Here is a 23848-nt window from a genome sequence, read left to right as displayed (position 1 = left end):
TTTGACCTCATTTTATGCATAGACATATTACATAATGATTTGTACTAGAAAAGAGAGAATTGCAAAGGAGCCGTGAGTCGGATGCAGACGCAAGGTCGGGTTTTTTCGGATCTGAACGCCGCGACGATGGTCGAAGGGTCGGTGCCCTACGGGTTGATCGAGCGCGCTGCAATTGCGGTCGAGGGCGAGCGTGTCGTCTGGGTGGGCTCCCAAGAAACCCTGCCGGACAAATATGCGGGGCTGCCCCGAACCGCGCTTGAAGGGCGCTTGGTGACACCGGCGTTGATCGACTGCCACACACACGTGATCCATGGCGGCCATCGTGCTGTTGAGTTCGAGATGCGCCTGAACGGAGCCAGTTATGAAGAGGTTGCGCGCGCCGGCGGCGGGATCATCTCGACCGTGAAGGCCACGCGCGACGCCAGTGTGGACGACCTGATCGCGCAGGCCCTGCCGCGCGTTGATGCGATGCTGGCCGAAGGTGTTTCGGTGATTGAGATCAAATCCGGCTATGGTCTGGACCGGGACACCGAGCTGAACATGCTGCGCGCTGCGCGCGCTTTGCCGAACCATCGTCCCATCCGCGTCGTGACCAGTTTTCTTGGTGCGCATGCTGTGCCGGACGAATTCAAAGGCCGGGCCGAGGCGTATATCGATGAGGTGTGCATCACCACGCTAAGGGAAGCTCATGCGCAGGGGCTGATCGATGCGGTTGATGCATTTTGCGAAGGCATTGCGTTTTCGCCAGCGCAATTGGTGCCGTTGTTTGATGTAGCAGAAGAACTTGGACTGCCTGTCAAGCTGCACGCCGAACAACTGTCAAACCTGGGTGGCGCGAAACTGGCGGCGCGCTATGGCGCATTGTCGGCAGATCACATCGAATATCTTGATCAGGACGGTGTTGACGCCATGGCCAAGGCGGGCACGGTTGCCGTGATCCTTCCAGGTGCTTTCTATACGTTGCGCGAAACTCAGGCACCGCCAATTGATCTGCTGCGTGCAGCAGGCGTGCCAATGGCGTTAGCAACGGATTGTAACCCGGGGTCGGCTCCGATGTCCTCGTTGCTTTTGACCATGAACATGGGATGCACCCTTTTTCGCCTGACGCCAGAAGAAGCGATGCAGGGCGTAACAATCCACGCGGCAAGCGCGTTGGGCTTGACAGATTGTGGCCAGATCGTCCCTGGCATGCGCGCCGACCTGGCGGTCTGGAACGTGACCCATCCGGCCGAACTGTCGTATCGCATTGGCTTTAATCCGCTTCATACCCGTATTTCCGGAGGTAATCTGTGACCACTCTGACGCTGATCCCCGGCTCTGTCTCTTTGCAGCAGCTTGAACAGGTGTTCCGAAAAGAATGTGCTGTGCGTTTGGATACGTCCTGCCGTCCGGCGATTGAGACCGCACATCAACGCATTGCCTCGGCCGCAGCCGGAGACGAGGCGGTTTATGGCGTCAATACCGGTTTTGGCAAACTGGCCAGCGTCAAGATTGCGCCCGAGGATACGGCAACCCTGCAGCGCAACCTGATCCTCAGCCATTGCTGTGGTGTGGGTCCTGCGATCCCGCGTGCGCATGCGCGGTTGATGATGGTGCTGAAGCTGCTCAGCCTCGGGCGAGGTGCATCAGGGGTGCGTTTGGAACTGATCGACCTTCTGGAGGCAATGCTTGCCAAAGGCGTGACACCGGTGATCCCGGCGCAGGGCTCGGTTGGGGCGTCGGGTGATCTCGCGCCTCTTTCCCATATGGCTGCCGTCATGATGGGCGCCGGGCAGGCCGAGTATGAAGGTACCGTAATGCCTGGCGATGCGGCCATGGCGGCAGCTGGTTTGAAGCCGGTTGAACTGGGGCCAAAAGAAGGGCTGGCGCTGATCAATGGCACGCAATTCTCTACTGCGTTTGCACTGGCTGGCCTGTTTGGGGCTTGGCAAGCGGCCCAAAGCGCTCTGGTCACCTCAGCTCTGACCACCGATGCGATTATGGGATCAACCGCTCCGCTGCAGCCCGAAATTCACAGCCTGCGCGGCCATCGCGGCCAGATCGAAGCCGGGGCAACCATGCGGGCACTTCTGGCTGGATCGGTCATCCGTGAAAGCCACCGTGACGGCGATACACGCGTGCAGGACCCCTATTGCATTCGCTGCCAGCCGCAGGTCGTCGGTGCAGCGATGGATGTATTGCGTCAGGCGGCAACAACGCTTGAGATTGAGGCCAACGCGGCCACGGATAACCCTCTGGTTCTGTCCGAAGCGGGGCTGATCGTATCCGGTGGGAACTTCCACGCCGAGCCGGTGGGTTTTGCTGCTGACATGATCGCGCTGGCCTTGGCAGAAATCGGCGCTATTGCGCAGCGGCGCATTGCCCTGATCGTTGATCCGGTGCTGAGCTTTGATCTGCCGCCTTTCCTGACCCCCAACCCCGGGTTGAATTCAGGCTATATGATCGCCGAGGTGACCACCGCCGCACTTATGAGCGAGAACAAGCATCTGGCCAATCCCTGCGTCACCGACAGTACGCCAACTTCGGCTAACCAGGAGGACCATGTGTCCATGGCCGCCCACGGTGCACGTCGGTTGGGGCAGATGGTGACCAACCTGGAACGCATCCTGGGGGTCGAGCTGCTTTGCGCCACACAAGGGGTCGAGTTTCGCGCGCCACTTCCGACTAGCGAAGCGCTGCAAGGCGTCATGGCCCGCCTGCGCGCGGTTGTGCCAGTTCTGGGCGATGACCGCTATGTCGCCCCAGATATCGAGGCGGCCTCAGCCCTGATTGCCAGCGGCGAGATTGCCCATGGCACAGGGATCTCGATGCCGGATCTTGGCGAATGACGGATGCTGTGGAAATCAGGCAGGGCTCCGGCCCGGTGATTCTGGGCCTGCCGCACACCGGAAGTTATGTGCCGCCCGCGATCGAGGCCAGCCTGAACGCCCGCGGCAAAGAGCTGGCGGATACAGATTGGCATATTCACAGCCTCTATGACGGGTTGTTGCCAGATGCGACGATGGTAAGGGCCACCTTCCATCGCTATGTGATCGACGCCAATCGGGACCCTTCGGGCGTGTCGCTTTATCCAGGGAAAAACACGACAACATTGGTGCCTTTGACTGATTTTGACGGGCGGGACATCTGGGATCGTCCTCCGACAGTAAAGGACATTTCAGAACGGCGCGATGCGTTCCACAGCCCGTATCACGCAGCACTTGAAGCAGAGCTGGAGCGTGTGAAAGCGATCCATGGGATTGCGGTGCTTTATGATTGTCATTCGATCCGCAGCCATATTCCGTTCCTTTTTGATGGAACACTGCCCGACATGAACATCGGCACGGATGGGGGCGCCACTTGTGCGCCGGACATCGAGGCCATCGCCTATGAGTTTGCCGCCTCATCGCCCTACAGCACGGTCTTGAACGGGCGTTTCCGAGGCGGCTGGACCACACGGCACTATGGCCGCCCGTTCGAGGGCATACACGCCATTCAGATGGAGCTGGCCCAATCCAGCTATCTGATCGCAGAAGCCCCGCCCTGGACCTGTGACCCCACCAAAGCCGCCCGCCTGCGCCGTTGGCTCACCGACATTCTGGACGCCATCCAAGATACAGCATTGGAGCTTGCCCCATGACCGATCCTCGTAAAAACACCCGTGACGTTTATCCGCCGACTGGACCAGAGCTGAATGCCAAAAGCTGGATGACCGAAGCGCCGTTGCGGATGCTGATGAACAACCTGCATCCCGATGTGGCCGAGAACCCGCACGAGTTGGTGGTTTACGGCGGTATCGGTCGTGCTGCTCGGACATGGAATGACTTTGATACGATTGTCGCCAGTCTGAAAGAGTTGGAAGACGACGAAACACTGGTGGTTCAGTCAGGTAAACCTGTCGCCATTGTCCGAACCCACGCAGACGCGCCCCGGGTGCTGATTGCGAATTCCAACCTTGTGCCGTATTGGGCCAATTGGGACCATTTCAGTGAGCTCGATAAGAAGGGCCTGATGATGTACGGCCAAATGACGGCCGGATCATGGATCTATATCGGTACGCAGGGCATTGTGCAGGGCACTTATGAGACGTTTGCCGAAGCCGGGCGCCAGCATTATGACGGAGACTTGACTGGCAAATGGATCCTGACCGGCGGATTGGGCGGCATGGGCGGTGCGCAACCACTGGCCGCTGTCTTCGCCGGGGCCTGCTGTTTGGCCGTCGAGTGCAATCCTGACAGTATCGATTTCCGTTTGCGCACCAAATACCTTGATGAAAAGGCTGAAACGCTCGACGAAGCGCTTGAGATGATTGACCGCTGGACCAAGGCGGGCGAGGCGAAGTCGGTGGGCCTGCTGGGCAACGCAGCTGAAATCTTCCCTGAAATCTACAACCGGATGCAGGCGGGCGGGATGCGGCCCGATATTGTCACCGACCAAACCTCAGCCCATGACCCGGTGAACGGGTATCTTCCGTTGGGTTGGACCATGGCGCAGTGGAAAGACAAGCGTGAAAGTGATCCCAAGGCTGTCGAAAAGGCTGCGCGCGCGTCGATGAAACAGCACGTCGCCGCAATGGTCGATTTCTGGAACGCAGAGGTGCCGACACTGGATTACGGCAACAACATCCGGCAGGTGGCGCAGGACGAAGGGTTAGAAAACGCCTTTGCGTTCCCCGGCTTTGTGCCTGCTTATATCCGCCCGCTGTTTTGTAAAGGTATAGGACCGTTCCGTTGGTGCGCCCTTTCGGGCGATCCCGAGGATATCTACAAGACTGACGCTAAAATGAAAGAGCTGTTCCCCGAGAACACCCATCTGCATAACTGGCTGGACATGGCGCGGGACCGTATCGCGTTTCAGGGTCTGCCCGCGCGGATCTGCTGGATCGGATTGGGTGACCGCCACAAGGCTGGGCTGGCATTCAACGAAATGGTCCGCACGGGCGAGTTGAAAGCCCCCGTGGTCATTGGACGGGACCATCTGGACAGCGGCTCGGTCGCCTCGCCCAATCGCGAGACTGAGGCGATGAAGGATGGCTCAGATGCTGTTTCCGACTGGCCGCTGCTGAACGCGTTGGTCAATACAGCCTCTGGGGCAACCTGGGTGTCGCTGCATCATGGCGGCGGTGTTGGCATGGGGTTCAGCCAGCATGCGGGCGTGGTGATCTGTGCCGACGGAACCGACGCCGCCGCCAAGCGGTTGGAGCGAGTTTTGTGGAACGATCCCGCCTCAGGGGTTTGGCGCCATGCGGACGCAGGCTACGACATCGCCAAAGACTGTGCTCGCGCGCATGGCTTGCGCCTGCCCGGTATCCTTGGGTAACCAAAACGGCCGGAATGTCTGATGTACTCCGGCCGTTTCCTGCCATCTATGGATTTGTCGGCGTGGCTTAGCGCTAACGTCGACATTTCCGGTTTCGAATTTAGATTCTATCGGATACCCCTATGTTTTTAGGTAGCCCGCCAGGCACACGACAACTGAAAAGGTGGCTCGTCCGTTGCTCGATATTACACATGTTCGGTCCGTTCTGTCGGACGTTTATGACCTTGCCCCTTCGGCCACGCTGGCCAACGAGATGCAGGATATCTATGCGCGTATGGACCGGGTGATCAGCCCGCCAGATTGGGCGATCTATGCGCCGTATGTCCGTGCAATCAATGCGTTGAAGAAAGAGCGTAACGCGGTGATCCTTGGGCATAATTACATGACACCCGAGATCTTCCACGGTGTATCGGATTTTGGTGGTGACAGCTTGCAACTGGCCATGAAGGCCAGCGACGTCAAAGAGGACGTAATCGTACAGGCCGGCGTACATTTCATGGCCGAGACGTCGAAAATCCTGAGCCCGCAAAAGACCGTACTGATGCCGGACATGGACGCTGGCTGCTCGCTCGCAGAATCGATCACGGCAGAAGGCGTTGAAGAAATGCGTGCCAAATACCCAGGCGCGCCGGTCGTTTCGTATGTGAATACCACGGCCGAGGTCAAAGCGGCCTCGGACATTTGTTGCACCTCGTCCAACGCGGTTCAGATCGTGAACGCGATGGACAGCGATACAGTCATCATGACGCCGGATCAGTATCTGGCGCAAAACGTTGCCAATGAAAGCCACAAGAATGTTGTCTATTGGCCGGGCTCTTGCATCGTTCATGAACAATACACGGCAAAAGACCTGCGCGATTTTCGTGAATGGAACCCGGGCACGCAGCTGATTGCCCATCCCGAGTGCACACCCGATGTTGTGGCCGAGGCCGATTTCTCGGGATCGACGAGTGGCATCATCAAATACGTCCACGACAAAAAGCCCGAGCGCGCGATGCTGATCACCGAATGCTCGATGGCATCAAACATCGCGGATGAGCTGCCCGAAGTCGAATTTGTCGGCCCCTGCAACATGTGCCCCTACATGAAGAAAATCACGCTTGAAAAGATCCTGTACGTTTTGCACACGATGGAGGGCCAGGTTGAGGTCGACGAAGACGTCGCCGCAAAGGCGCGCAAGTCGGTGCAGGCGATGATTGATCTGTCGCGCAAACTGGGTCTCTGATCGGTTATGACCGACATTACGACGGACCGGGTTGTTATCGTAGGTGCCGGGCTTGGTGCGCTCTATGCTGCATTGAAGCTGGCGCCACGGCCGGTGGTTGTGATCTCACCTGATCCGTTGGGCGAAGGGGCAAGTTCCGCGTGGGCCCAAGGTGGCGTGGCCGCTGCGATGGACCGTGCCGACAGCCCGGAAAGCCATGCAGAAGATACGGTGAAAGCCGGGGCAGGGACCGTTGTGCCCGACGTCGCAGAGCTGGTGACCCGCGAAGCGCGTGACTACATTCTCGATCTGACGACGCTGGGCACACCTTTCGATCGCTCGAAAGATGGCGGATATGTCCTGTCGCGCGAGGCTGCTCACAGTTTCGCCCGAGTGGTGCGGGTCAAGGGCGATCAGGCCGGTAGTGAGATCATGGCTGCCCTGATTGAACGTGTGCGGGAAGCGCCGTCGATTCAGGTTCTCGAAGGCACAATTGCCGTTGGGCTGGACGTAACGAACGGGCAGGTCACGGGGGTCTTGGTTCAAGAAGCCTCGGAAATGGGTTCGCAGACCGTGACATTGCGTGCCCCGGCAGTCTTGTTAGCGGGTGGCGGATCCGGTGGTTTGTACGCATTAACAACCAACCCGCCGCGCATTCGCGGGCAGGTGATTGGCATGGCGGCACGGGCTGGGGCGTTGATCGCGGATGCTGAATTTGTCCAATTCCACCCCACTGCGATGGATGTAGGCGAAGACCCTGCGCCCTTGGCGACCGAAGCCCTGCGCGGCGAGGGTGCTGTTTTGATCAACAAACACGGTGCGCGTTTTATGTCGACCGTTCACCCGGACGCAGAACTTGCCCCACGTGACGTTGTGGCCCGTGCTATCTTTGCGGAGGTTCAGGCCGGGAACCGGCCTATGTTGGACACACGCGCGGCATTGGGCAATCGGGTCAAAGATCTGTTCCCGTCCGTGGCCAAATACTGTGCTCGCAATAACATCGATCCGGCGAAAGACCCGATCCCTGTTGCGCCGGCTGCGCATTACCACATGGGTGGGATAGCGACCGACACTGAAGGCCGGGCCAGTCTTGGCAGGTTGTGGGTGTGTGGCGAGGCCTCATCAACGGGATTGCACGGGGCAAACAGATTGGCGTCGAACGGTTTGTTGGAAGCGTTGGTCTACGCCCGCATCTGTGCTGACGGTATAGCGGAGGCATTATCGCCTGTTGCAGAAGCAGATTCAATCGAAATTCATTTTGCCGCTGGTAAATTGCGCAATACGACCAAAGCGGTTGAGGATCTGCGCCAAACCATGACGCAAAATGTTGGGGTGGTGCGAGACCGCGCAGGGTTAACGCAGGCGCTGCAAGCAATCGAAGCGCTTGAGGCGGAACACGGCGAGTGTCAACAATTCCGCAACATGTGCGCCACTGCAACCTTGATTGCGGCAGGTGCTTTGGGTCGCGAAGAAAGCCGCGGCGCCCACGAACGATCGGATTTCCCGGAGGCGGCCGAAGGGCCTGGCAAACGGTCCCGGATGTACCTGTCCGACGCGATCGCCATTCGGACCAAAGTCTGCAAGGAGCCGACATGAGTTTTGCAACACTGCCCGATCTTGTCCTCGAGCCGATGATCCGGGCCGCTTTGATGGAAGATCTTGGCAGTTACGGCGATGTCACAACTCGTACCGTTATTCCGGAAGGTTTAACCTACGAAGCACGTTTAAACGCCCGCGAAGATGCGGTTGTGTCCGGACTGCAAGTGGCGGCCATTGCGTTTCGGTTGGTTGACCCCACGCTTGAAGTCACCTCTCACACACAGGATGGGGCAGCGTGCACTAAGGACGATACGCTGATGACCATCTCGGGATCTGCCGCGTCTATTTTGTCGGGTGAGCGGGTCGCTTTGAACTTCGCAGGTCGCCTGACCGGGATTGCAACACAGACAGCGGCATTTGTGGCGCAAACCAAGGGCACCAAAACCCGCGTGACCTGCACCCGCAAGACAACGCCGGGGCTTCGGATGGTCGAAAAGTTGGCCGTGCTGCACGGTGGCGGTTTCAATCATCGCTACTCGCTATCCGATGCGATTTTGATAAAGGACAACCACATCGCTGCAGCTGGTGGGATTCGTCAGGTACTGGATGCTGCAAAGGCGCAAGCAAGTCACATGATGGCGGTCGAGATTGAGGTGGATCGCCTGGACCAGCTGACAGAGGTTCTCGAAGTGGGCGGCGCTTCGGTGGTATTGCTGGACAACATGGACAATGACACGCTGCGCGAAGCTGTTTCCTTGGTCGATGGACGTATCAGGACCGAAGCAAGCGGTAATGTGACACTCGACCGGATCGCATCCATTGCCGCAACTGGGGTGGACTATATCTCGTCGGGTGCGCTGACCCACTCTGTCCGAACCGTTGATCTGGGCCTGGATCTCTGAGAGCCGCGAAACCGTATTTTTGGCGGCGTTTTCCCGACCCGATATCGGCCGGTTACCGGCCAGCCGTTCTTCGCGACCAGCTTTGTTTACTCAGGGTTCACACCCGAAGTCTTCAATCGGTGCGGGCTGATTTGAACAGGTACAAGAACACAAACAGCGACCCAATGGATGTTGTCACGATCCCCACCGGCAGTTCCTGTGGGGCCAGCAAAAGGCGAGACAGGATATCGGACAGAGTAAGCAGGATTGCCCCCACGATTGCGGATGCAATCAGAAGGTTACGGTGCAGAGTTCCTGCGATTCCACGGGCGATATGGGGCACCATGAGACCAACGAACCCGATGACCCCGGCAACCGAGACAAAACTCGCTGTTGCCAGAGCTGCAACGAAGAACATTCGAAACCGCAGACCCTGAACCGGAATACCTAGCGTGGCGGCCGTAAAATCCCCGGTCAGCAACGCATCCAGCCACCGGCTGCGGTACAATGCGTAGCCAAGGATTAACCCGAATCCGATCAGTACAAGCGGAAATGTCTCCCAGCGGGCCAGACCGAGTCCACCAAGCATCCAGAAAATCACCGAATGGGCGGCGCGGCTGTCGCCTGCAAAGATCAGGTAATTTGTGATTGCCGAAAACAGGAACGAAACGGCCAGACCAGCCAAAATCAGCTTTTCGGGTGCACTGGTGCGCAGACCTTGAACCAGTGCCAGTACGATAGCAGATGCAATCAAACCACCGCAGAACGCAGCGAGAGGCAGGGTCCAGATGCCCAGCACATCGCCTGTTACCGTTATGACCAAAACAGCCCCTGCCGCCGCGCCAGAGGACAGTCCAAAAAGGAACGGGTCCGCCAGATCATTGCGGGTCGTGGTTTGCAACACCACACCGACAACGCCTAAGCCTGCGCCGATGACCGCCGCAAACAGGGCGCGCGGCAGGCGCAGGTCGAATACAATTCGATGCAAGGGCGACATTTCACCTTCGGTCAGGCCGGTCCCCAATCCGATGGCCGCTAATACGTCCGAAACCGGGATCGGCGTCGTGCCGTAGATCGTGGACAACAGCAAAAGGGCGATCAGTACGACCGCCCCCAGTCCAACAATGCGGCCCGTTTGGCCCATGTCAGTTTATTACCGGGTGCATCGCCCGTGCCATTTTCTCGATCGCTTCGATATTTGCCGGCCCGGGCGTCAATTCTTCGTATTGCAACCCGATCCAGCGTTCATTCTTGACCGCGTCGGTTTGAGACATCACCGGATGGTCCTGAAGAAATTTGAACGTGTCCGCGGCACCGTTGCCGGTCTGGTAGTCCAACAAAACCAGAAACTCAGGATTTGATGCGGCAACAGCTTCCCATGAAGTGCGGCCCCAGCTGGTGTCAAGATCATGAGTGACGTTTTCACCCCCAGCAGCAGCGATCATTGCGTCGGGAATAGCAAACTTGCCAGCGGTAAAGGGCGCGTCGGCCGGGCCGTCCAGAAGAAAAACACGGGGTTTCTCCAGATTGGCGGTTTGTGCTTGGATGGCAGACAGCTGATCCTTCCAGCCGGTGACCAGTGCTTCGGCCTTGTCCTCGACATGCATGACCTTGCCGAGACGCAGAACGTCATCAAACAGAAGGTTCATGCTGGCCTTGGGGCGGTCGTTGTCCAAATGGACGCAGCTTTCGGTCAGGATCATGGTCTTGATGCCGAAAGGCGATAACGTGTCCGGTGTCACGTCGCCGCCGGGTTTCATGCCATAGTACCAACCGGCAAAAAACAGGTCCGGCTCGACTGCCACCAAGTTTTCTATGGTGGGATATTTCGGAGCAAGTTCCGGGATATCGCCACGCAGCGCGTCAAAATCTGGGCTGGTTTTGTACCAGCCGGTGATCCCGGTCAAACCGACGATCTTGTCTTGCAGACCCAGCGCAAAGGCCATGTCGGTCATATTCATGTCGTGCACGATCAACCGCTCGGGCATTGTGTCAAACACCAACGGCTCACCGCAGTTGTCTACGGTAACTTCGTGCGCGGCAGCGCCGTTGGTCAGGCCAGCGATCAGCGCCACAGGCCAGAGTTTCTGCATCATGATAGGCTCCTGTTATGATGGCAGTTTTCGTTTTCGAATGTCGAGTGCCGGGATCACGCGGCCTTCATGCTGAAAGCACAAATAGTCCACACCAAAGGTGTCGCGGACGCGCTCCGAGGTCAGCACATCACTGACTGGACCGAACCCAGTCAGGCGAGTGGTTTTCATCAGCGCAACATGGGTGGCAAATTCCGGGATCATGACCAGGTCGTGGACAATCATGACCACTGTCACACCCAGATTGGCGACCAACGAGAGCATATGCCCCTTGGCATCCGGATCCAGATGATTGGTTGGCTCATCCAGAAACAGCAACGATGGGTTTTGGGCCAAGGCACGCGCGATATGGGCGCGCTGTCGCTCGCCACCTGACAGCATCCGCATTGATTTCCCTGCGAGGTGGGTCAATTCGGTGATCGCCAGCACGCGGTCAAGATCTGCTTTGTGATCAGCGGCGGACCGGTCGGCCTGAATGGGTATTTGCCCCAGCGCCACATAGTCTCGCAACCGCAGGCGGCGGTCTGGCAATTCCTGTTGGCCGACCACAGCGATGGTTCGCGCCCTTTGCTGAGCTGACAAGCCACGCAGGCTTTGGTTGCGGATACGGACGTCCCCGAGGGAAAGTCGTTCAACCCCGCACAACAAGTTCAACAGCGTGGTTTTCCCGGCGCCGTTTGGTCCGGCGATGGCCAGAACCGCGCCCTCGTCCAGACTGAAAGACACATCCTGAAGCAGAACGTCGCCATTCAATGCATAATATTCCAGGCCTTCGGCGGTCAAAAAGCTCATGACACGCTCTTTGCAGGTAAGCATGGCAAGCGCGACAACGTCTTGGTGAGCAGGGCAGGCGGCCGCTCGGATGCACTGGTCCAACCGTCCTCACTGTCGAGATACTGATGGGCAAATTCGACCACAGCGGTCAGATCTTTAAGGCTTGTGATGTCGCCGAAAAGGTACTGGGCTTTGTGCCTTGCCTGCAGACCAACGGTCATGGGGCGTTCGCACCCTGCCATGCACGCGATCAGCCGAGTCGCAAACCCGGGTGGCAACTGTTCACCCAGCACCTTTTGCGCTGTTTCAGCTGCAATTGGTCCCTGGCAGGTTGAACAGATTAGAACGTAGTGTTCAGGAGAAGCGGACATAGCAGTCCCCGCCACTCAGGAGATGTGGACAGAAAGTGCCAGTCTTGTGAACACGCATACGCGCCATCTTAGCCTCCTGTCAGGACGCCCCGCCCTGGGTTAGTTGAACATCTGATGGCAGGTCTCCTGACTTGCGGGTCGTCGCTTGGCCAACCTTCCCGACCCTTAGGGCCAGTGGTGATTTGGCGTCGCTCACCGCCTACAGTTGCGGGGGCAGTCACGGAATTGGCCTGAATGTTGGGGCCGCACCGTATTCCCATTTTCATCCCCAAGGAAATCCTCAGGGAACCATCCCGGTCAGCTAGTCTGGTGTCGTATTGATTGTCAAGCGTCAGATCATTGCCAACGCTGCATCACTGAACCACGCGTAGAACGGGGCGTCGTGACGGTTGACCTTGGCATTCGCCGCTGGTGGGGAACCGACTGGCCAACGTCAACCCGGCCTGAACCAGATGCGCATCGGGATACCCCCCGGTAACCTGACCAACCGCGTCTCGCGCAGCGGGTGTTTCATCGCGTCGCATGTGATGCAGCATTTTCAGCAACGCCCTTTCATCACAGGTGATTTCCAACCGGTCCTCCACGCTCAAAGGATCATTGAAAGCCAACCCATCAGCGCGGCAATGCAAGGTGGCCTTGATGACTTTGAAAACAAGATGCGCAAGATTTAGTCCCTGATCCTGACCCCATTTCTCGATTGCGACTGAATATGCATGTTGCCAGGCTTGGGTTGTGGGCGTGGTAAAACTGAGGATGAAATGCCGCATGACGGGCAGAAGACCCCGTTCGAAATCATCGAACTCGTCCAATGCATGTGGTGCCCGCGCGTCGTTTTGTCCGGAAGCGAAAAAGCTCATGCGCGCCGCCTTTCCGTCTTTGCCGAGTGGCTGGACAGGCTTTGAACGTTTTCGGGCAGATCGCATTCGGCAATTGGGGCTTCCGGCCGCGGCGATGCTGCGCGGGCAGGGAAACCGAGGTCAGCCTCGATTGCTTGCCGCAGTTTTGGTTTCAGCGCACATCCGTAGCGGCTGGCGACAGCATCTGCGGCCAATAGGTCGGTGAGTGTTTTTGTCATGATCGTCTCTCGGTCTCTGGTCTTTGACCGGGCGTGATTCCGAGGGATCTGACTGGGTCAAACGGTATCTGACAAAAATAGTAAGAAAATACAACAGGGGAGTTATGTCCGCAATTCTACCCGGTTTCAGAGCTGGGTCAGTAGTCGGCCACTAGCAGGAAATCGGGATCAGTATCTTCCTCGATCGTTGCAAAGCGGGGGATCGGTTCTTCGAACACATTGTCGGTGCGGTCATCATTGACGGTAGAAACCTCTCCGATCAGGCAATCGCCGCGTTCAGCCCAGAAAGCATGCCAAATCCCCGGCATTAGCGTCACGCTAGTGCCGGGTTTCAAACGCAACAGTTCCCCCGACTGAAGGGTCACCGGGCAACCATCGCTTGGGACAGTCACGGGATTGTCGCGACCGACGCCCCCTTCCGGGTTTGATGCATGGATTTCCATGACTAAATCACCACCACCCCGATTGATGATGTCCTCGGCCTTGATGACATGACGGTGCATGGGTGACAGTTGTTTATCGCGGGAAATCAACAGCTTTTCTGCATACAGCATGCCACGACCCTGGCTTAGGTCGCCAACGTCTCCGTTGCGCAGGGTGAACAGGAATAGGCCGAGATCATCGAACCTTCCTTGGCCATAGTCGGTGATATCCCAGCCCAAGCCGCGTTCGCGGATGCTGTCCGCCTTGGGGCTGCGCATTTGTTCCGGGGACCAGTCGGCGAACGGCGGTAAGGCAAATCCAAAAGACTGGATGAAGCTCTGTGCCTCGGCTTTGATGCGGTTGATGTCGGATCTTTTCATATTGCTTTCCTCATCAGATCAAAGCTCGTGCGCCCAGGGCGGGTTTGCTCCGGCGCGGGACACGGTTACCCCGGCAACCTTCGTGCCCAACACAAGGGCTGCGCGCAAAGGATCGGTCGTCAGACCGCGTAAACCGGATTTTGTCAGGTGGCCCGCGCGGTGTAGCTCAGCAAGAACCCCCGCATTGAACGTATCGCCCGCACCAACTGTGTCCACGACCTGTACAGGTTCCACTGGAACAGAGGTTTCAGTGCCATCCGCCAGATAACCTGTTGCCCCTTCGCTGCCCCGCGTGACAATGACCACTGCAGGACCGGCCTGCAGCAACAATGGAACCTTTTCCGCATGGCTTTCGGGGCCTGGGATAATCCAGTCCAAATCCTCGTCGGATACTTTGATCATATCGGCCTGCGCTACCATGCGGTTCAGACGCGTGCGATATCGGGTCTGGTCTTTGATGAAACCGGGTCGGATATTCGGGTCCAGCACAACCGCACGGTCGGCTCCATGGCGATGCAACAATGCGGCATAGGCGTCGGCGCAGGGCTCGCAAGCCAGGCTGATACCGCCGAAATATAGCGCGGAAACAGACGAAAGCTGGTCAGGCATATCCTCGGCCTGCAGCATCCGACCAGCGGTGTTTTCGTCAACAAAATTGTACGAGGCCTGCCCATCCCGCAACTGGACAAAGGCCAATGTCGTGGGGCGGTCCGAGCTGATGACATGCGACGCATCCACGTGGCTGGCCTGCAAGTCCCCCGCCAACTGTCGCCCGAACATGTCCGAAGAAAGGCCCGTCAGCATTCCCACCGGCGAACCCAGCCGTCCCAACGCAATGGCCGTATTGAAAATCGCCCCACCCGAATGCGGAACAAAACCGCTTGCGCCCGAAACCGTTGGTTCGGCGATCATGTCGATCAGGGCTTCACCGCAGCACAGGATCATCCGGCGTCCTCTTCTGGAATACATGTGAGGCGGCAAGCTTACCGCATGAGCGCATTTTTGCAGAAGTTGTTAGCGCCAACAATGCCAAATTCAGGCTGTTCTGACACATAAAGGTTCATCGACTGGCGCAAATCACTAAAACGGCCGCCGCCATTGAACGCATCGCGAAATGCGCCGCCAAACAACCAACGGTTTTTCTCTGCGACGCCACCGACCAGAAATACGCCGCCGGTAGGCATTAAAGTCACAGCCATGTCGCCCATCAACGCACCAAGATGAGTTGTGAAAATCTGGGCCGCTTGCGCTGCCACGGCATCTGCGCCGCTGCGCGCATCCTGCAAAATATCCTTTGCAGACCTGAGCGGCGTATCGCATTGGCCTGCCGCCATACCGGCAGCCTGGTATAAGATTGGCAGCCCAGTGCCGCTTAGGAACATCTCGGCTTCCAGTGCCAGACTGTCACCAAAAAAGCTGTTTGGCGCGATGCGACGGGCTGCGTCAAAAATCTCAACTTCTTCGCGATGGCGCGGCGACAGGCCGACATGGCCGCCTTCGCCGGACACTGTATGATAATGACCCTCTGAATAAAGCAGCGCCCCAACGCCAAGCCCGGTCCCCGGCCCGACAACCAATCGTGTACCGGCGGGCGGGGTGGCTTCGCCTTGCAAGACCGCGACATCCGCGCTGGTCACTTCGGCCACCGACCATGCGGCTGCCGTGAAGTCATTGATCACATAGGTATGTTTGGCGCCTGTCGCGTCGTGCAACTCCGCCTCAGACAGATCCAGATTCGCGTTGGTCAGTCGAATTGTGCCGCTTTTGACCGGACCTGCGCCAGCGGCGACAACGGCCTGAGGGTCAGTCCCAATCTCGTCGCGCAAACTGTGCAGAGCATCAAGTAGATCCGGCAATGTGCCAGTGGGGTGTCTGCGAAGATCGGTCAACAGACCGTTTGAGACAACACCCAGTCGGGTGTTCGTGCCCCCAATATCCGCAACCAAATTCCAGTGTTCGTGCACGGAACCAGCAGGTTGTGCCAAAGGCAACGCAACGCGATCCGTTGTCTTAAGTGCGGATTTCAGCGCTTTGAAAGACGCTTTGGGGGTTCGTTCTAAAGTTTCAAAGTCCACATCCACCAACCCAAAGCGTTTTTCGTATCCGTAGGCCCATTCGTAGTTATCCAGAAGCGACCAGATGAAGTACCCCTTGATCGGGACACCCTGATCCAGTGCGTCCTGAACGGCCGAAAAATGCTGGTTCAGATAGTCGATGCGGTCATCATCCTGCTGACGTTCCGGGCTGGCCATGCCGTTTTCGGTGACATAGATTGGCAGATCGCCTGTATATTCCTTCTGCGTCCGTGTCAGGAACCTGGTCAGAGCGGCAGGGTCGATTTCCCATCCCATTTGCGTTTTGGGCAGCGGACCCGGAACCTCTTTAAAGCTTGGCCAAGCTGTGTCTGCAGGGGCAATGAGCTTGCGGGTGTAGTAGTTCAGCCCACACCAGTCGACCGGCGCACCAATGGTCTCAAAATCATTTTGCCAGCCAGGGGGCAAGTGTGGCGCCAGCCCTTCCAGTACATTTTCGGGATAGGCTTTGTTGAACACGCCACCAAGGAAGAACCTATTGTAAATGCCGTCATAGAGATCTGCGGCCTGCCTTGCCTCGGGGCTGTCATCCGCGGGTTCGGACCATTCGAGGTTGAAAACGGCGCCCAGATTGCCCATCCCAAGACCGCGCATTGCCTGAATTGCGCCGCCGTGGGCCAGCAAAACGTGATGCATCGCGCGGGCTGCTGCCCGGATATCGCGCAGGCCGGGGGCGTGGTGCCCCTCAAAATGGCTCAGCCAACTGACACACCAGGGTTCGTTGATCGGGGCAACGCTGTACATCCGATCGCCGATCCTGCCCATGATGACTTCGGTGAAATCGGCAAACCAACCTGCGATATCCCGATTGCGCCAACCGCCAAGATCGGCGAGCGGTGACGGGAGTTCCCAGTGGTAGAGTGTTGCACATGGGCGGATGTCGCGCTCTAACAGCGCGTCAGCCAAACGGTCATAATGGTCCAGACCAGCCTGATTGACTGGGCCGCGCCCTTCGGGCAGCACCCGCGCCCAGCTTGTCGAAAACCGATAACAATCGAACCCGACCTCGCGCACCAGATCGAAATCTTCGGCAAACCGATTTAGGTGGTCACAGGCCAGATCACCGTTTTCCCCTCGCACGACGTTGCCAGGTGATGCGGCAAACGTGTCCCAATGGGTCTGTCCGGCACCGCCCTGGGCATGTCCTTCTATCTGATACGCAGAAGTTGCCACACCAAAGAGGAAATCTTTGGGAAAGTCAGCGCGTGAGTATTTCATGTTCAGATCCTGTTGGGCGCGGGGCCAGTTGATCTGCCAACTACCAGTTCGGCTTCCAGCAATCTAGTTTTCGTCGGATCGCCGGGGGACTGGATGCGTTCAATCAGCATTTCGGCGGCCATTTCGCCTGCATTTCGCACTGACGAGCGCGTTGCGGTGAAGATCGGGACATCCTGTCCATTCTTCAGGTAGGACAGGTCGTCGTCATGGGCGATCACCGATACATCCTTGCCCATTTTCAACCCACTTTCATCCAGTGCCCGTCGGACGCCGATGGCTGAAATCATTGACGAACACAAAATGGCCGTCGGCGGGTTGTCCAGACCAAGCATGTCCCGGGTTTCATGATGGCCGTAAACCTCTGTCATTTCAGCGCTGCGCATCAGTTCAGGGGCGGGTGACAGACCGGCCTGACGCAAAGCTTCAAGAAAACCGTCGCGGCGACGTTGTGCAAAATCCATGTCTTCAAGCCCGTTGATCAGGGCAATCCGGCGATGGCCAAGATCGATCAGAAACCGGGTTGCGCGCAGAAACGAGCTTTTGTTGTTCACGTCGATCCAGTCGTAGTGACCATTCACCCCGGTCGAGCGCCCATGGACAATGAAAGGCACTGCCATACGCGTCAGAACCTCGATCCGGGGTTCGTTTACTTTTGGGCCCTGCAGGACGACCCCATCCACCGCGCCGCGCTGGAACAGGCTGCGATACGCTTCTTCAATCGACGTATCATCGGCATTGGTAAACATCATGTCATACCCATGCTCTGAATATTTCTTTACGGCACCGGCGACAAAATCTCCGAAGATCGGGTTAACCATTTCGTGCCTGGACGAGCTGGGAATCACGTGACCGATCACCATGGATCTGCCAGTCGCCAAGCCCTTGGCGCGGCTGTTTGGGCGATAACCGTGTTTTTGCGCTGCAGCCTGAACCCGCACCCGGGTATCCTCGCTCACCTCTGGATACCCGTTCAGCGCGCGGCTGACCGTTGTCTGCGAGAGGCCAAGAATTTCAGATAGCTGCTTTAGGTTCATCTTAGTATTCAAAGCGCCTTCAAATATGGTTCAAATCTGTTTTGTGAGCAATTCCGTCGTGCGTCAACCTGTTTCACCACCTTGTCTTAATTTATTAATATTTATTAGTTTCTGAAACAGATTGTTGACAGGGACCAAATGTTAGCGGATAAACTCGCCAATCCAAAGCGCTTTGAATGCTGAGTCTCATCAAGCGCAAGGTAACGTTGGGAGGAAAATTTATGAAACACTCGCTTTACGCAGGTGCGGCGACGCTTGCCCTGATGGCTGGGGCGGTTCAGGCAGAGGGTGAACTGCTGCATGCCGTTGGCGAAGGCAGCTTTGACTGGGATGGATACAGCGCGTTTGCCGAGGCAAATGACCTGTCCGGCGAAAGCCTGACCATTTTCGGGCCGTGGCTGGCGGGTGAAGGCAAGTCCTTTGAGAATCTGGTTGCGTATTTCGACGAGGCAACCGGCTCGAACTCCAGCTACGTCGGCTCGGATTCACTGGAGCAGCAGATCCTGATTGATGCTGCTGCCGGTTCTGCGCCGAACCTCACAGTGTTTCCACAGCCTGGTCTGGCTGCGAACATGGCGAAGAACGGATACCTGACGCCACTGGCAGATGGTTCGGCCGATTGGATCAAAGACAATTTTGCTGCCGGTCAATCCTGGGTCGATCTCGGCACTTTTGAAAATGCCGAAGGTGCAGATGGTTTTTATGGGTTCTTCTTCAATGTGAATGTTAAATCTCTGGTCTGGTACAGCCCCGAGAATTTCGAAGATTTCGGGTATGAAGTGCCCGAAACGATGGAGGACTTCAAAGCACTGATGGATCAGATGGTCGCCGACGGGGAAACGCCTTTGTGCGTTGGTCTTGCTTCGGGCGGCGCTACCGGCTGGCCCGCGACTGACTGGGTCGAAGACCTGATGCTACGCACGCAACCACCGGAAGTTTATGACGACTGGGTGTCGAACGAGATGAAGTTCGACGATCCGCGCGTGATTGCCGTGATCGAGGAATATGGCACCTTCACACGCAATGATGACTACGTCGTCGGCGACGCAGATGATACCGCTGCCATCGACTTCCGTGATAGCCCCAAGGGACTTTTTGACAGCCCACCGGCGTGCATGATGCACCGTCAGGCGTCGTTCATTCCGGCGTATTTCCCTGAAGGGACAGAATTGGGTGCGGATGCGGATTTCTTCTACTTCCCGGCATTTGCCGAAAAGGATCTGGGCACACCGGTGCTTGGAGCGGGGACGTTGTTTACGGTCACAAACCCCAATCCAGCAGCCGAGGCGTTCATGGAATTCCTCACAACACCTTTCGCGCATGAGATCATGATGGCGCAGGATGGTTTCCTGACACCGCATCTCGGAGCAAATCCAGATAACTATTCGAACGACACGCAGCGCGGGCAGGGGGAAATTCTGACCAACGCGACGACGTTCCGGTTTGACGGCTCTGATCTGATGCCCGGCGCTGTCGGTGCGGGCACGTTCTGGACAGGAATGGTCGACTACTCTTCGGGTGCCAAGGATGCGGCAACCGTGGCCGGCGAAATCCAGTCTTCCTGGGACGCGGCGAAGTAAACGCGGCTGGGGCAGCCCAACGGCTGCCCCTTCACCACAAAACGGATGAGAGCGTCATGACACCGGCACTTCAGGGCCTGCTGACCATCGCCATCGGCGTGTCAGGTTGCGTGGGCTACTTCTATCTTTCCAACCAGTTCATAGACAAAGTCCTGTTCCCGCCCCGCGGTCCCAACGCAGGTCGCAATATCAATCGCGCGAATATTATCCGCCCCTGGTTGTTCCTGTTCCCTGCGATGGCGGTCCTTGGCCTGTATCTGGCTTACCCGGTGGTCGAGACATTGCGCCTATCTCTGACCGAGCGTGTCCCTGGCGGCACCTATCGCTGGGTTGGGCTGGACAACTATGTCCAAATGGCCGCTGAGCCGAAGTTTTGGGAAGCGATGCGCAACAATATGCTTTGGCTGATCGTTGTACCGGCCATGTCCACCGCCTTTGGGTTGTTGGTGGCGCAGCTGACCGATCGAATCCGCTGGGGTAACTTTGCAAAATCGCTGATCTTTATGCCGATGGCGATCTCTTTTGTGGGGGCATCGGTGATCTGGAAGCTGGTCTACGATTCCCGGCCCGCCGAGCAGGACCAGATCGGCATTCTGAACGCGCTCTACATCTTTTTTGGTGGGACGGATCCGCAGACATGGCTGACCGTGCCGTTCTGGAACAGCTTGTTTCTGATGGTTGTTTTGATCTGGATTCAAACCGGGTTTGCCATGGTCATCTTATCGGCGGCGTTGCGCGGTATTCCTGAGGAAACGATTGAAGCTGCGATCCTGGATGGGGCCAACCCGTTTCAGATATTCTTCAAGATCAAGGTGCCGCAGATCAAGACGACCATTCTGGTGGTCTGGACGACGATCACGATCACGGTTCTCAAGGTTTTCGACATCGTCTTTGCCATGACCAACGGTCAGTGGGAGACGCAGGTTCTGGCCAACTACATGTATGACAAATTGTTCCGGGCCAACGATTGGGGCGTGGGATCGGCGTCAGCCATGGTGATCATGTTGCTGGTGGCCCCAATCCTCGTCTGGAACGTGCGCAATGCGCGCAAGGAAATGGAGTAGGGGCATGAGCGATATTGCAGGAACCAGACCCGCCCTTCGATGGGTCGTCCATGCCTCGGTCATCTTTTTGGTGGTGCTGTGGGTTGTGCCAACTCTGGGCCTTTTGATCTCATCTTTCCGTACGGCCGACCAGATCGCGACCAGTGGCTGGTGGCGCTCGCTTTTCCCGTCCGAACAAAACCTGACCTTACGCAGCGCCGCGCCGGAAACGCAGGTGCTGGAAAACGGTATTTATGTGATTGAAGGTCAGCTGTTTGGTGACGACCAGCAAGCGACAATCTCAAAGTGGGGCATTAGCTCACGCGATGTTGGTGCTTTTAAGCCAGACCAAACGGCCGAGCTGCGCCGGGGTGGCACCATCACCGTGACTGCCGACGGCGACTATCGTATGGAAAACACCGAGGAGTTCACTGGCAATCGCGGCCCGCGAATTTTCGTAACCGCTGAATTGCCACCCGAATTTACCTTCGATAACTACCAAAAGGTTCTTCTGGATCAGAGCAGTACGGACAGCATGGGCAAGGCGTTCTTCAATACGCTGACGGTGACGATCCCGGCGACGATTATCCCAATCCTCGTCGCGGCGTTTGCCGCCTATGCGCTTGCCTGGATGGACTTTCCCGGTCGTGCTTTGCTGATCGCGGCAGTTGTTGGATTGTTGGTCGTCCCACTTCAACTGGCGCTGATCCCCTTGCTGAAATTCCATCTGAGTATCGGCATTGGCAAAGGGTATCTTGGCGTTTGGCTTGCCCATACAGGGTTTGGGATGCCATTGGCGATCTATCTGTTGCGCAACTACATGGCTGGATTGCCGCGTGATCTGATTGAAAACGCCCGCGTCGATGGTGCAACCGAGTTCCAGATTTTCACCAAGTTAATCCTGCCCCTTAGTTTTCCAGCGCTGGCCTCATTCGCGATCTTCCAGTTCCTGTGGACCTGGAATGACCTGCTGGTCGCCAAAGTGTTCCTGATCGATGCGACGGGTCAGACCACAGTAATGACCAACCGCATTGTCGAACTGCTGGGCACACGCGGTGGGAATTGGGAAATTCTGGCGACAGCGGCCTTTGTGTCGATCTTTGTGCCGCTGGTGGTCTTTTTCGCAATGCAAAAATACCTGGTCCGAGGCCTGTTGGCCGGATCCGTAAAGTAGAGGCGTCTGATGAACGTGCAGAACAACCTGAGTCAAATCAAAGCGACCAAACTGTCCTCTGATTGGTGGCGGGGCGGGGTGATCTATCAAATCTATCCGCGCAGCTTTCAGGACAGCAATGGGGACGGGATCGGTGACCTGAAAGGCATCACTGAAAGGCTGGGCTATATCGCTTCTTTGGGCGTCGATGCGATATGGATTTCGCCTTTCTTCAAGTCTCCGATGAAGGATTTCGGGTATGATGTCAGCGACTATCGCGACGTCGACCCGATGTTCGGAACGCTCGATGACTTTCGTGATCTTCTGGACAAGGCCCACGCGCAGGGCCTGAAGGTTATGACCGATCTGGTGTTGTCGCACACATCCGATCAGCACCCTTGGTTCAGCGAAAGTCGTAGCAGTCGAGAGAACCCAAAATCCGACTGGTATGTCTGGGCTGATCCCAAACCAGATGGCACCTCGCCGAACAATTGGTTGTCGATCTTTGGTGGTTCGGCCTGGCAATGGGATTCTCGCCGACTGCAATACTATCTGCACAACTTTCTCACCTCGCAGCCTGATCTGAATTTTCACTGCACAGACGTTCAGGATGCGTTGTTGGATGTCGCACGGTTCTGGCTGGATATGGGAGTGGATGGGTTCCGTCTGGATACCATCAATTTCTATTTCCACGACAAAGCGCTGCGCGACAATCCGGCGCTGCCAATGGATCAGCGCAATGCGTCGATTGCCCCAGCCGTGAATCCATACAACCATCAGGATCACCTGTTTTCGAAAAGCCAGCCCGAGAACATTCTATTCCTTGAGAGGTTGCGCGCGCTGACGGACGAATACGAAGGCCGCGCCTGTCTGGGTGAGGTCGGAGACGCGCAGCGCGGGCTTGAGATCATGGGGGAATACACCACCGGCGATAAGCGCATGCACATGTGCTATGCCTTTGAGTTCCTTGAAAAACGCGCACTGACTGCAAGCTACGCAAGGCAGGTCTTTGATCAACTCGAGGCCAAAGCTGGTGATGCATGGCCTTGCTGGGCCTTTTCTAATCACGATGTGCAACGCCACGCGTCGCGCTGGAACCTGGATGACGCAGCCGCGCGTCAATACGCAGTTTTGATGATGTGCCTGCGCGGGTCCGCCTGCCTGTATCAAGGTGAGGAGCTTGGGTTAAGCGAAGCGGATGTTCCCTTCGAAAAACTGCAGGATCCCTACGGCATAGAATTCTGGCCCGAGTATAAAGGTCGCGATGGTTGCCGGACTCCCATGGTTTGGGCCGCTCAGGACAAGCAATCCGGATTCAGCGTGGCTGAACCTTGGCTGCCGGTAAGTGCCGCACAAGCCGAGAATGCGGTGGACCGGATGGAAACTGATCCACACTCGATGCTGCACCATTATAGGCGCGCGATTTCGCTGCGCCACGCACATTCGGCGTTGGCGTCCGGAGCGCAGGCAGACATGACGCAAAATGGGCCCGTTCTGACATTCCTGCGTGAGGATGCAGTCGAGCAGGTCTTTTGTGCCTTCAACCTTGGTGTTGATCCAACAAACGTAAATCTGCCCGAGGGCAAATGGCGCGCAATAGGTCAGGATTTGGGTGCCGTTGAGGGCGCCAGCAACGTGACGCTGAATGCATCGCAATTTTGCCTGATGGTCAGGGATAAGGGGTAAAGA

At 57.2% G+C, this 23848-nt stretch carries 21 protein-coding genes, 1 pseudogene and 1 riboswitch; of the genes and pseudogenes, 11 read left to right on the top strand and 11 right to left on the bottom strand.

Going from position 1 to position 23848, the window contains the following annotated elements; genetic code table 11:
* Positions 1-81 precede the first annotated feature (81 nt).
* From hutI to nadC, 7 genes are all read left to right on the top strand, one after another.
* Positions 82-1293 carry an imidazolonepropionase gene (gene hutI / locus D9K61_RS00475; RefSeq protein WP_120631304.1) on the top strand — a complete coding sequence of 404 codons (1212 nt, stop codon included), beginning with the start codon at positions 82-84 and terminating at the stop codon, positions 1291-1293.
* Entirely contained in the window at positions 1290-2828 is a 1539-nt protein-coding gene (hutH, locus tag D9K61_RS00470) for a histidine ammonia-lyase (protein ID WP_120631303.1), read from the top strand. The genes hutI and hutH overlap by 4 nt, the downstream gene beginning before the upstream one ends.
* Positions 2825-3619, top strand: coding sequence for an N-formylglutamate deformylase (gene hutG / locus D9K61_RS00465; protein ID WP_120631302.1), 795 nt, complete (start codon positions 2825-2827; stop codon positions 3617-3619). Before hutH ends, hutG begins: the two co-directional genes overlap by 4 nt.
* The gene (hutU, locus tag D9K61_RS00460) at positions 3616-5298 is read left to right on the top strand and encodes a urocanate hydratase (RefSeq protein ID WP_120631301.1); all 1683 of its coding nucleotides are present in this window, start codon (positions 3616-3618) and stop codon (positions 5296-5298) included. Before hutG ends, hutU begins: the two co-directional genes overlap by 4 nt.
* A gap of 175 nt (positions 5299-5473) precedes the next feature.
* Positions 5474-6523, top strand: coding sequence for a quinolinate synthase NadA (nadA, locus tag D9K61_RS00455; protein ID WP_120631462.1), 1050 nt, complete (start codon positions 5474-5476; stop codon positions 6521-6523).
* A 6-nt stretch (positions 6524-6529) separates the two neighbouring features.
* Positions 6530-8098, top strand: a complete 1569-nt coding sequence (locus D9K61_RS00450) for an L-aspartate oxidase (RefSeq protein WP_120631300.1) — start codon at positions 6530-6532, stop codon at positions 8096-8098.
* Positions 8095-8943, top strand: a complete 849-nt coding sequence (gene nadC / locus D9K61_RS00445) for a carboxylating nicotinate-nucleotide diphosphorylase (protein ID WP_120631299.1) — start codon at positions 8095-8097, stop codon at positions 8941-8943. Before D9K61_RS00450 ends, nadC begins: the two co-directional genes overlap by 4 nt.
* 112 nt (positions 8944-9055) lie before the next feature.
* Here nadC and D9K61_RS00440 read toward each other — a convergent pair whose 3' ends face one another.
* The 11 genes and pseudogenes from D9K61_RS00440 to D9K61_RS00395 all read right to left on the bottom strand — a co-directional run bounded on the left by D9K61_RS00440 (position 9056) and on the right by D9K61_RS00395 (position 18383).
* The gene (locus D9K61_RS00440; RefSeq protein WP_120631298.1) at positions 9056-10066 is read right to left on the bottom strand and encodes an iron ABC transporter permease; all 1011 of its coding nucleotides are present in this window, start codon (positions 10064-10066) and stop codon (positions 9056-9058) included.
* A 1-nt stretch (position 10067) separates the two neighbouring features.
* Positions 10068-11018, bottom strand: coding sequence for an ABC transporter substrate-binding protein (locus D9K61_RS00435; protein ID WP_254055633.1), 951 nt, complete (start codon positions 11016-11018; stop codon positions 10068-10070).
* Between the two features lie 12 nt (positions 11019-11030).
* Positions 11031-11807: an ABC transporter ATP-binding protein gene (locus D9K61_RS00430; protein ID WP_120631297.1), complete on the bottom strand. Its 777-nt coding sequence runs from the start codon at positions 11805-11807 to the stop codon at positions 11031-11033.
* Complete coding sequence (locus D9K61_RS00425; RefSeq protein WP_120631296.1) at positions 11804-12160, bottom strand: DUF1636 domain-containing protein; 357 nt, start codon at positions 12158-12160, stop codon at positions 11804-11806. The genes D9K61_RS00430 and D9K61_RS00425 overlap by 4 nt, the downstream gene beginning before the upstream one ends.
* A gap of 98 nt (positions 12161-12258) precedes the next feature.
* Positions 12259-12468: riboswitch (cobalamin riboswitch) on the bottom strand.
* A 45-nt stretch (positions 12469-12513) separates the two neighbouring features.
* A complete protein-coding gene (locus D9K61_RS00420; RefSeq protein WP_120631295.1) occupies positions 12514-13017 on the bottom strand; it encodes a hypothetical protein in 504 nt (167 codons plus the stop codon).
* On the bottom strand, positions 13014-13235 hold the full coding sequence (locus D9K61_RS00415) for a hypothetical protein (RefSeq protein WP_120631294.1): 222 nt from the start codon (positions 13233-13235) through the stop codon (positions 13014-13016). The genes D9K61_RS00420 and D9K61_RS00415 overlap by 4 nt, the downstream gene beginning before the upstream one ends.
* 137 nt (positions 13236-13372) lie before the next feature.
* Positions 13373-14038, bottom strand: a complete 666-nt coding sequence (locus D9K61_RS00410) for a D-lyxose/D-mannose family sugar isomerase (protein WP_120631293.1) — start codon at positions 14036-14038, stop codon at positions 13373-13375.
* Between the two features lie 18 nt (positions 14039-14056).
* Complete coding sequence (locus tag D9K61_RS00405) at positions 14057-14983, bottom strand: carbohydrate kinase (protein WP_120631292.1); 927 nt, start codon at positions 14981-14983, stop codon at positions 14057-14059.
* 38 nt (positions 14984-15021) lie between these two features.
* Positions 15022-16002 (bottom strand): ROK family protein, encoded by a 981-nt coding sequence (locus D9K61_RS27370; RefSeq protein WP_254055641.1) that lies wholly within the window; start codon positions 16000-16002, stop codon positions 15022-15024.
* 48 nt (positions 16003-16050) lie between these two features.
* Positions 16051-17349 (bottom strand): annotated as a pseudogene (locus tag D9K61_RS27365) (GH1 family beta-glucosidase); the annotation flags it as partial.
* A 2-nt stretch (positions 17350-17351) separates the two neighbouring features.
* Entirely contained in the window at positions 17352-18383 is a 1032-nt protein-coding gene (locus tag D9K61_RS00395) for a LacI family DNA-binding transcriptional regulator (RefSeq protein WP_120631290.1), read from the bottom strand.
* Between the two features lie 221 nt (positions 18384-18604).
* Here D9K61_RS00395 and D9K61_RS00390 point away from each other — a divergent pair, with 221 nt between their 5' ends.
* Genes D9K61_RS00390 through D9K61_RS00375 form a run of 4 tightly spaced genes read left to right on the top strand, consistent with a single transcriptional unit; the run spans position 18605 to position 23845 of the window.
* The gene (locus D9K61_RS00390) at positions 18605-19963 is read left to right on the top strand and encodes an ABC transporter substrate-binding protein (protein WP_120631460.1); all 1359 of its coding nucleotides are present in this window, start codon (positions 18605-18607) and stop codon (positions 19961-19963) included.
* Between the two features lie 56 nt (positions 19964-20019).
* Entirely contained in the window at positions 20020-21027 is a 1008-nt protein-coding gene (locus D9K61_RS00385; protein WP_120631289.1) for a carbohydrate ABC transporter permease, read from the top strand.
* A gap of 4 nt (positions 21028-21031) precedes the next feature.
* Positions 21032-22180 (top strand): carbohydrate ABC transporter permease, encoded by a 1149-nt coding sequence (locus D9K61_RS00380; protein ID WP_120631288.1) that lies wholly within the window; start codon positions 21032-21034, stop codon positions 22178-22180.
* 9 nt (positions 22181-22189) lie between these two features.
* Positions 22190-23845 carry an alpha-amylase family glycosyl hydrolase gene (locus D9K61_RS00375; RefSeq protein ID WP_120631287.1) on the top strand — a complete coding sequence of 552 codons (1656 nt, stop codon included), beginning with the start codon at positions 22190-22192 and terminating at the stop codon, positions 23843-23845.
* Positions 23846-23848: the final 3 nt, after the last annotated feature.

This window comes from Ruegeria sp. EL01 (assembly GCF_900313035.1).
Taxonomy (GTDB): domain Bacteria; phylum Pseudomonadota; class Alphaproteobacteria; order Rhodobacterales; family Rhodobacteraceae; genus Ruegeria.
This window is presented reverse-complemented; position numbering and strand designations above follow the sequence as displayed.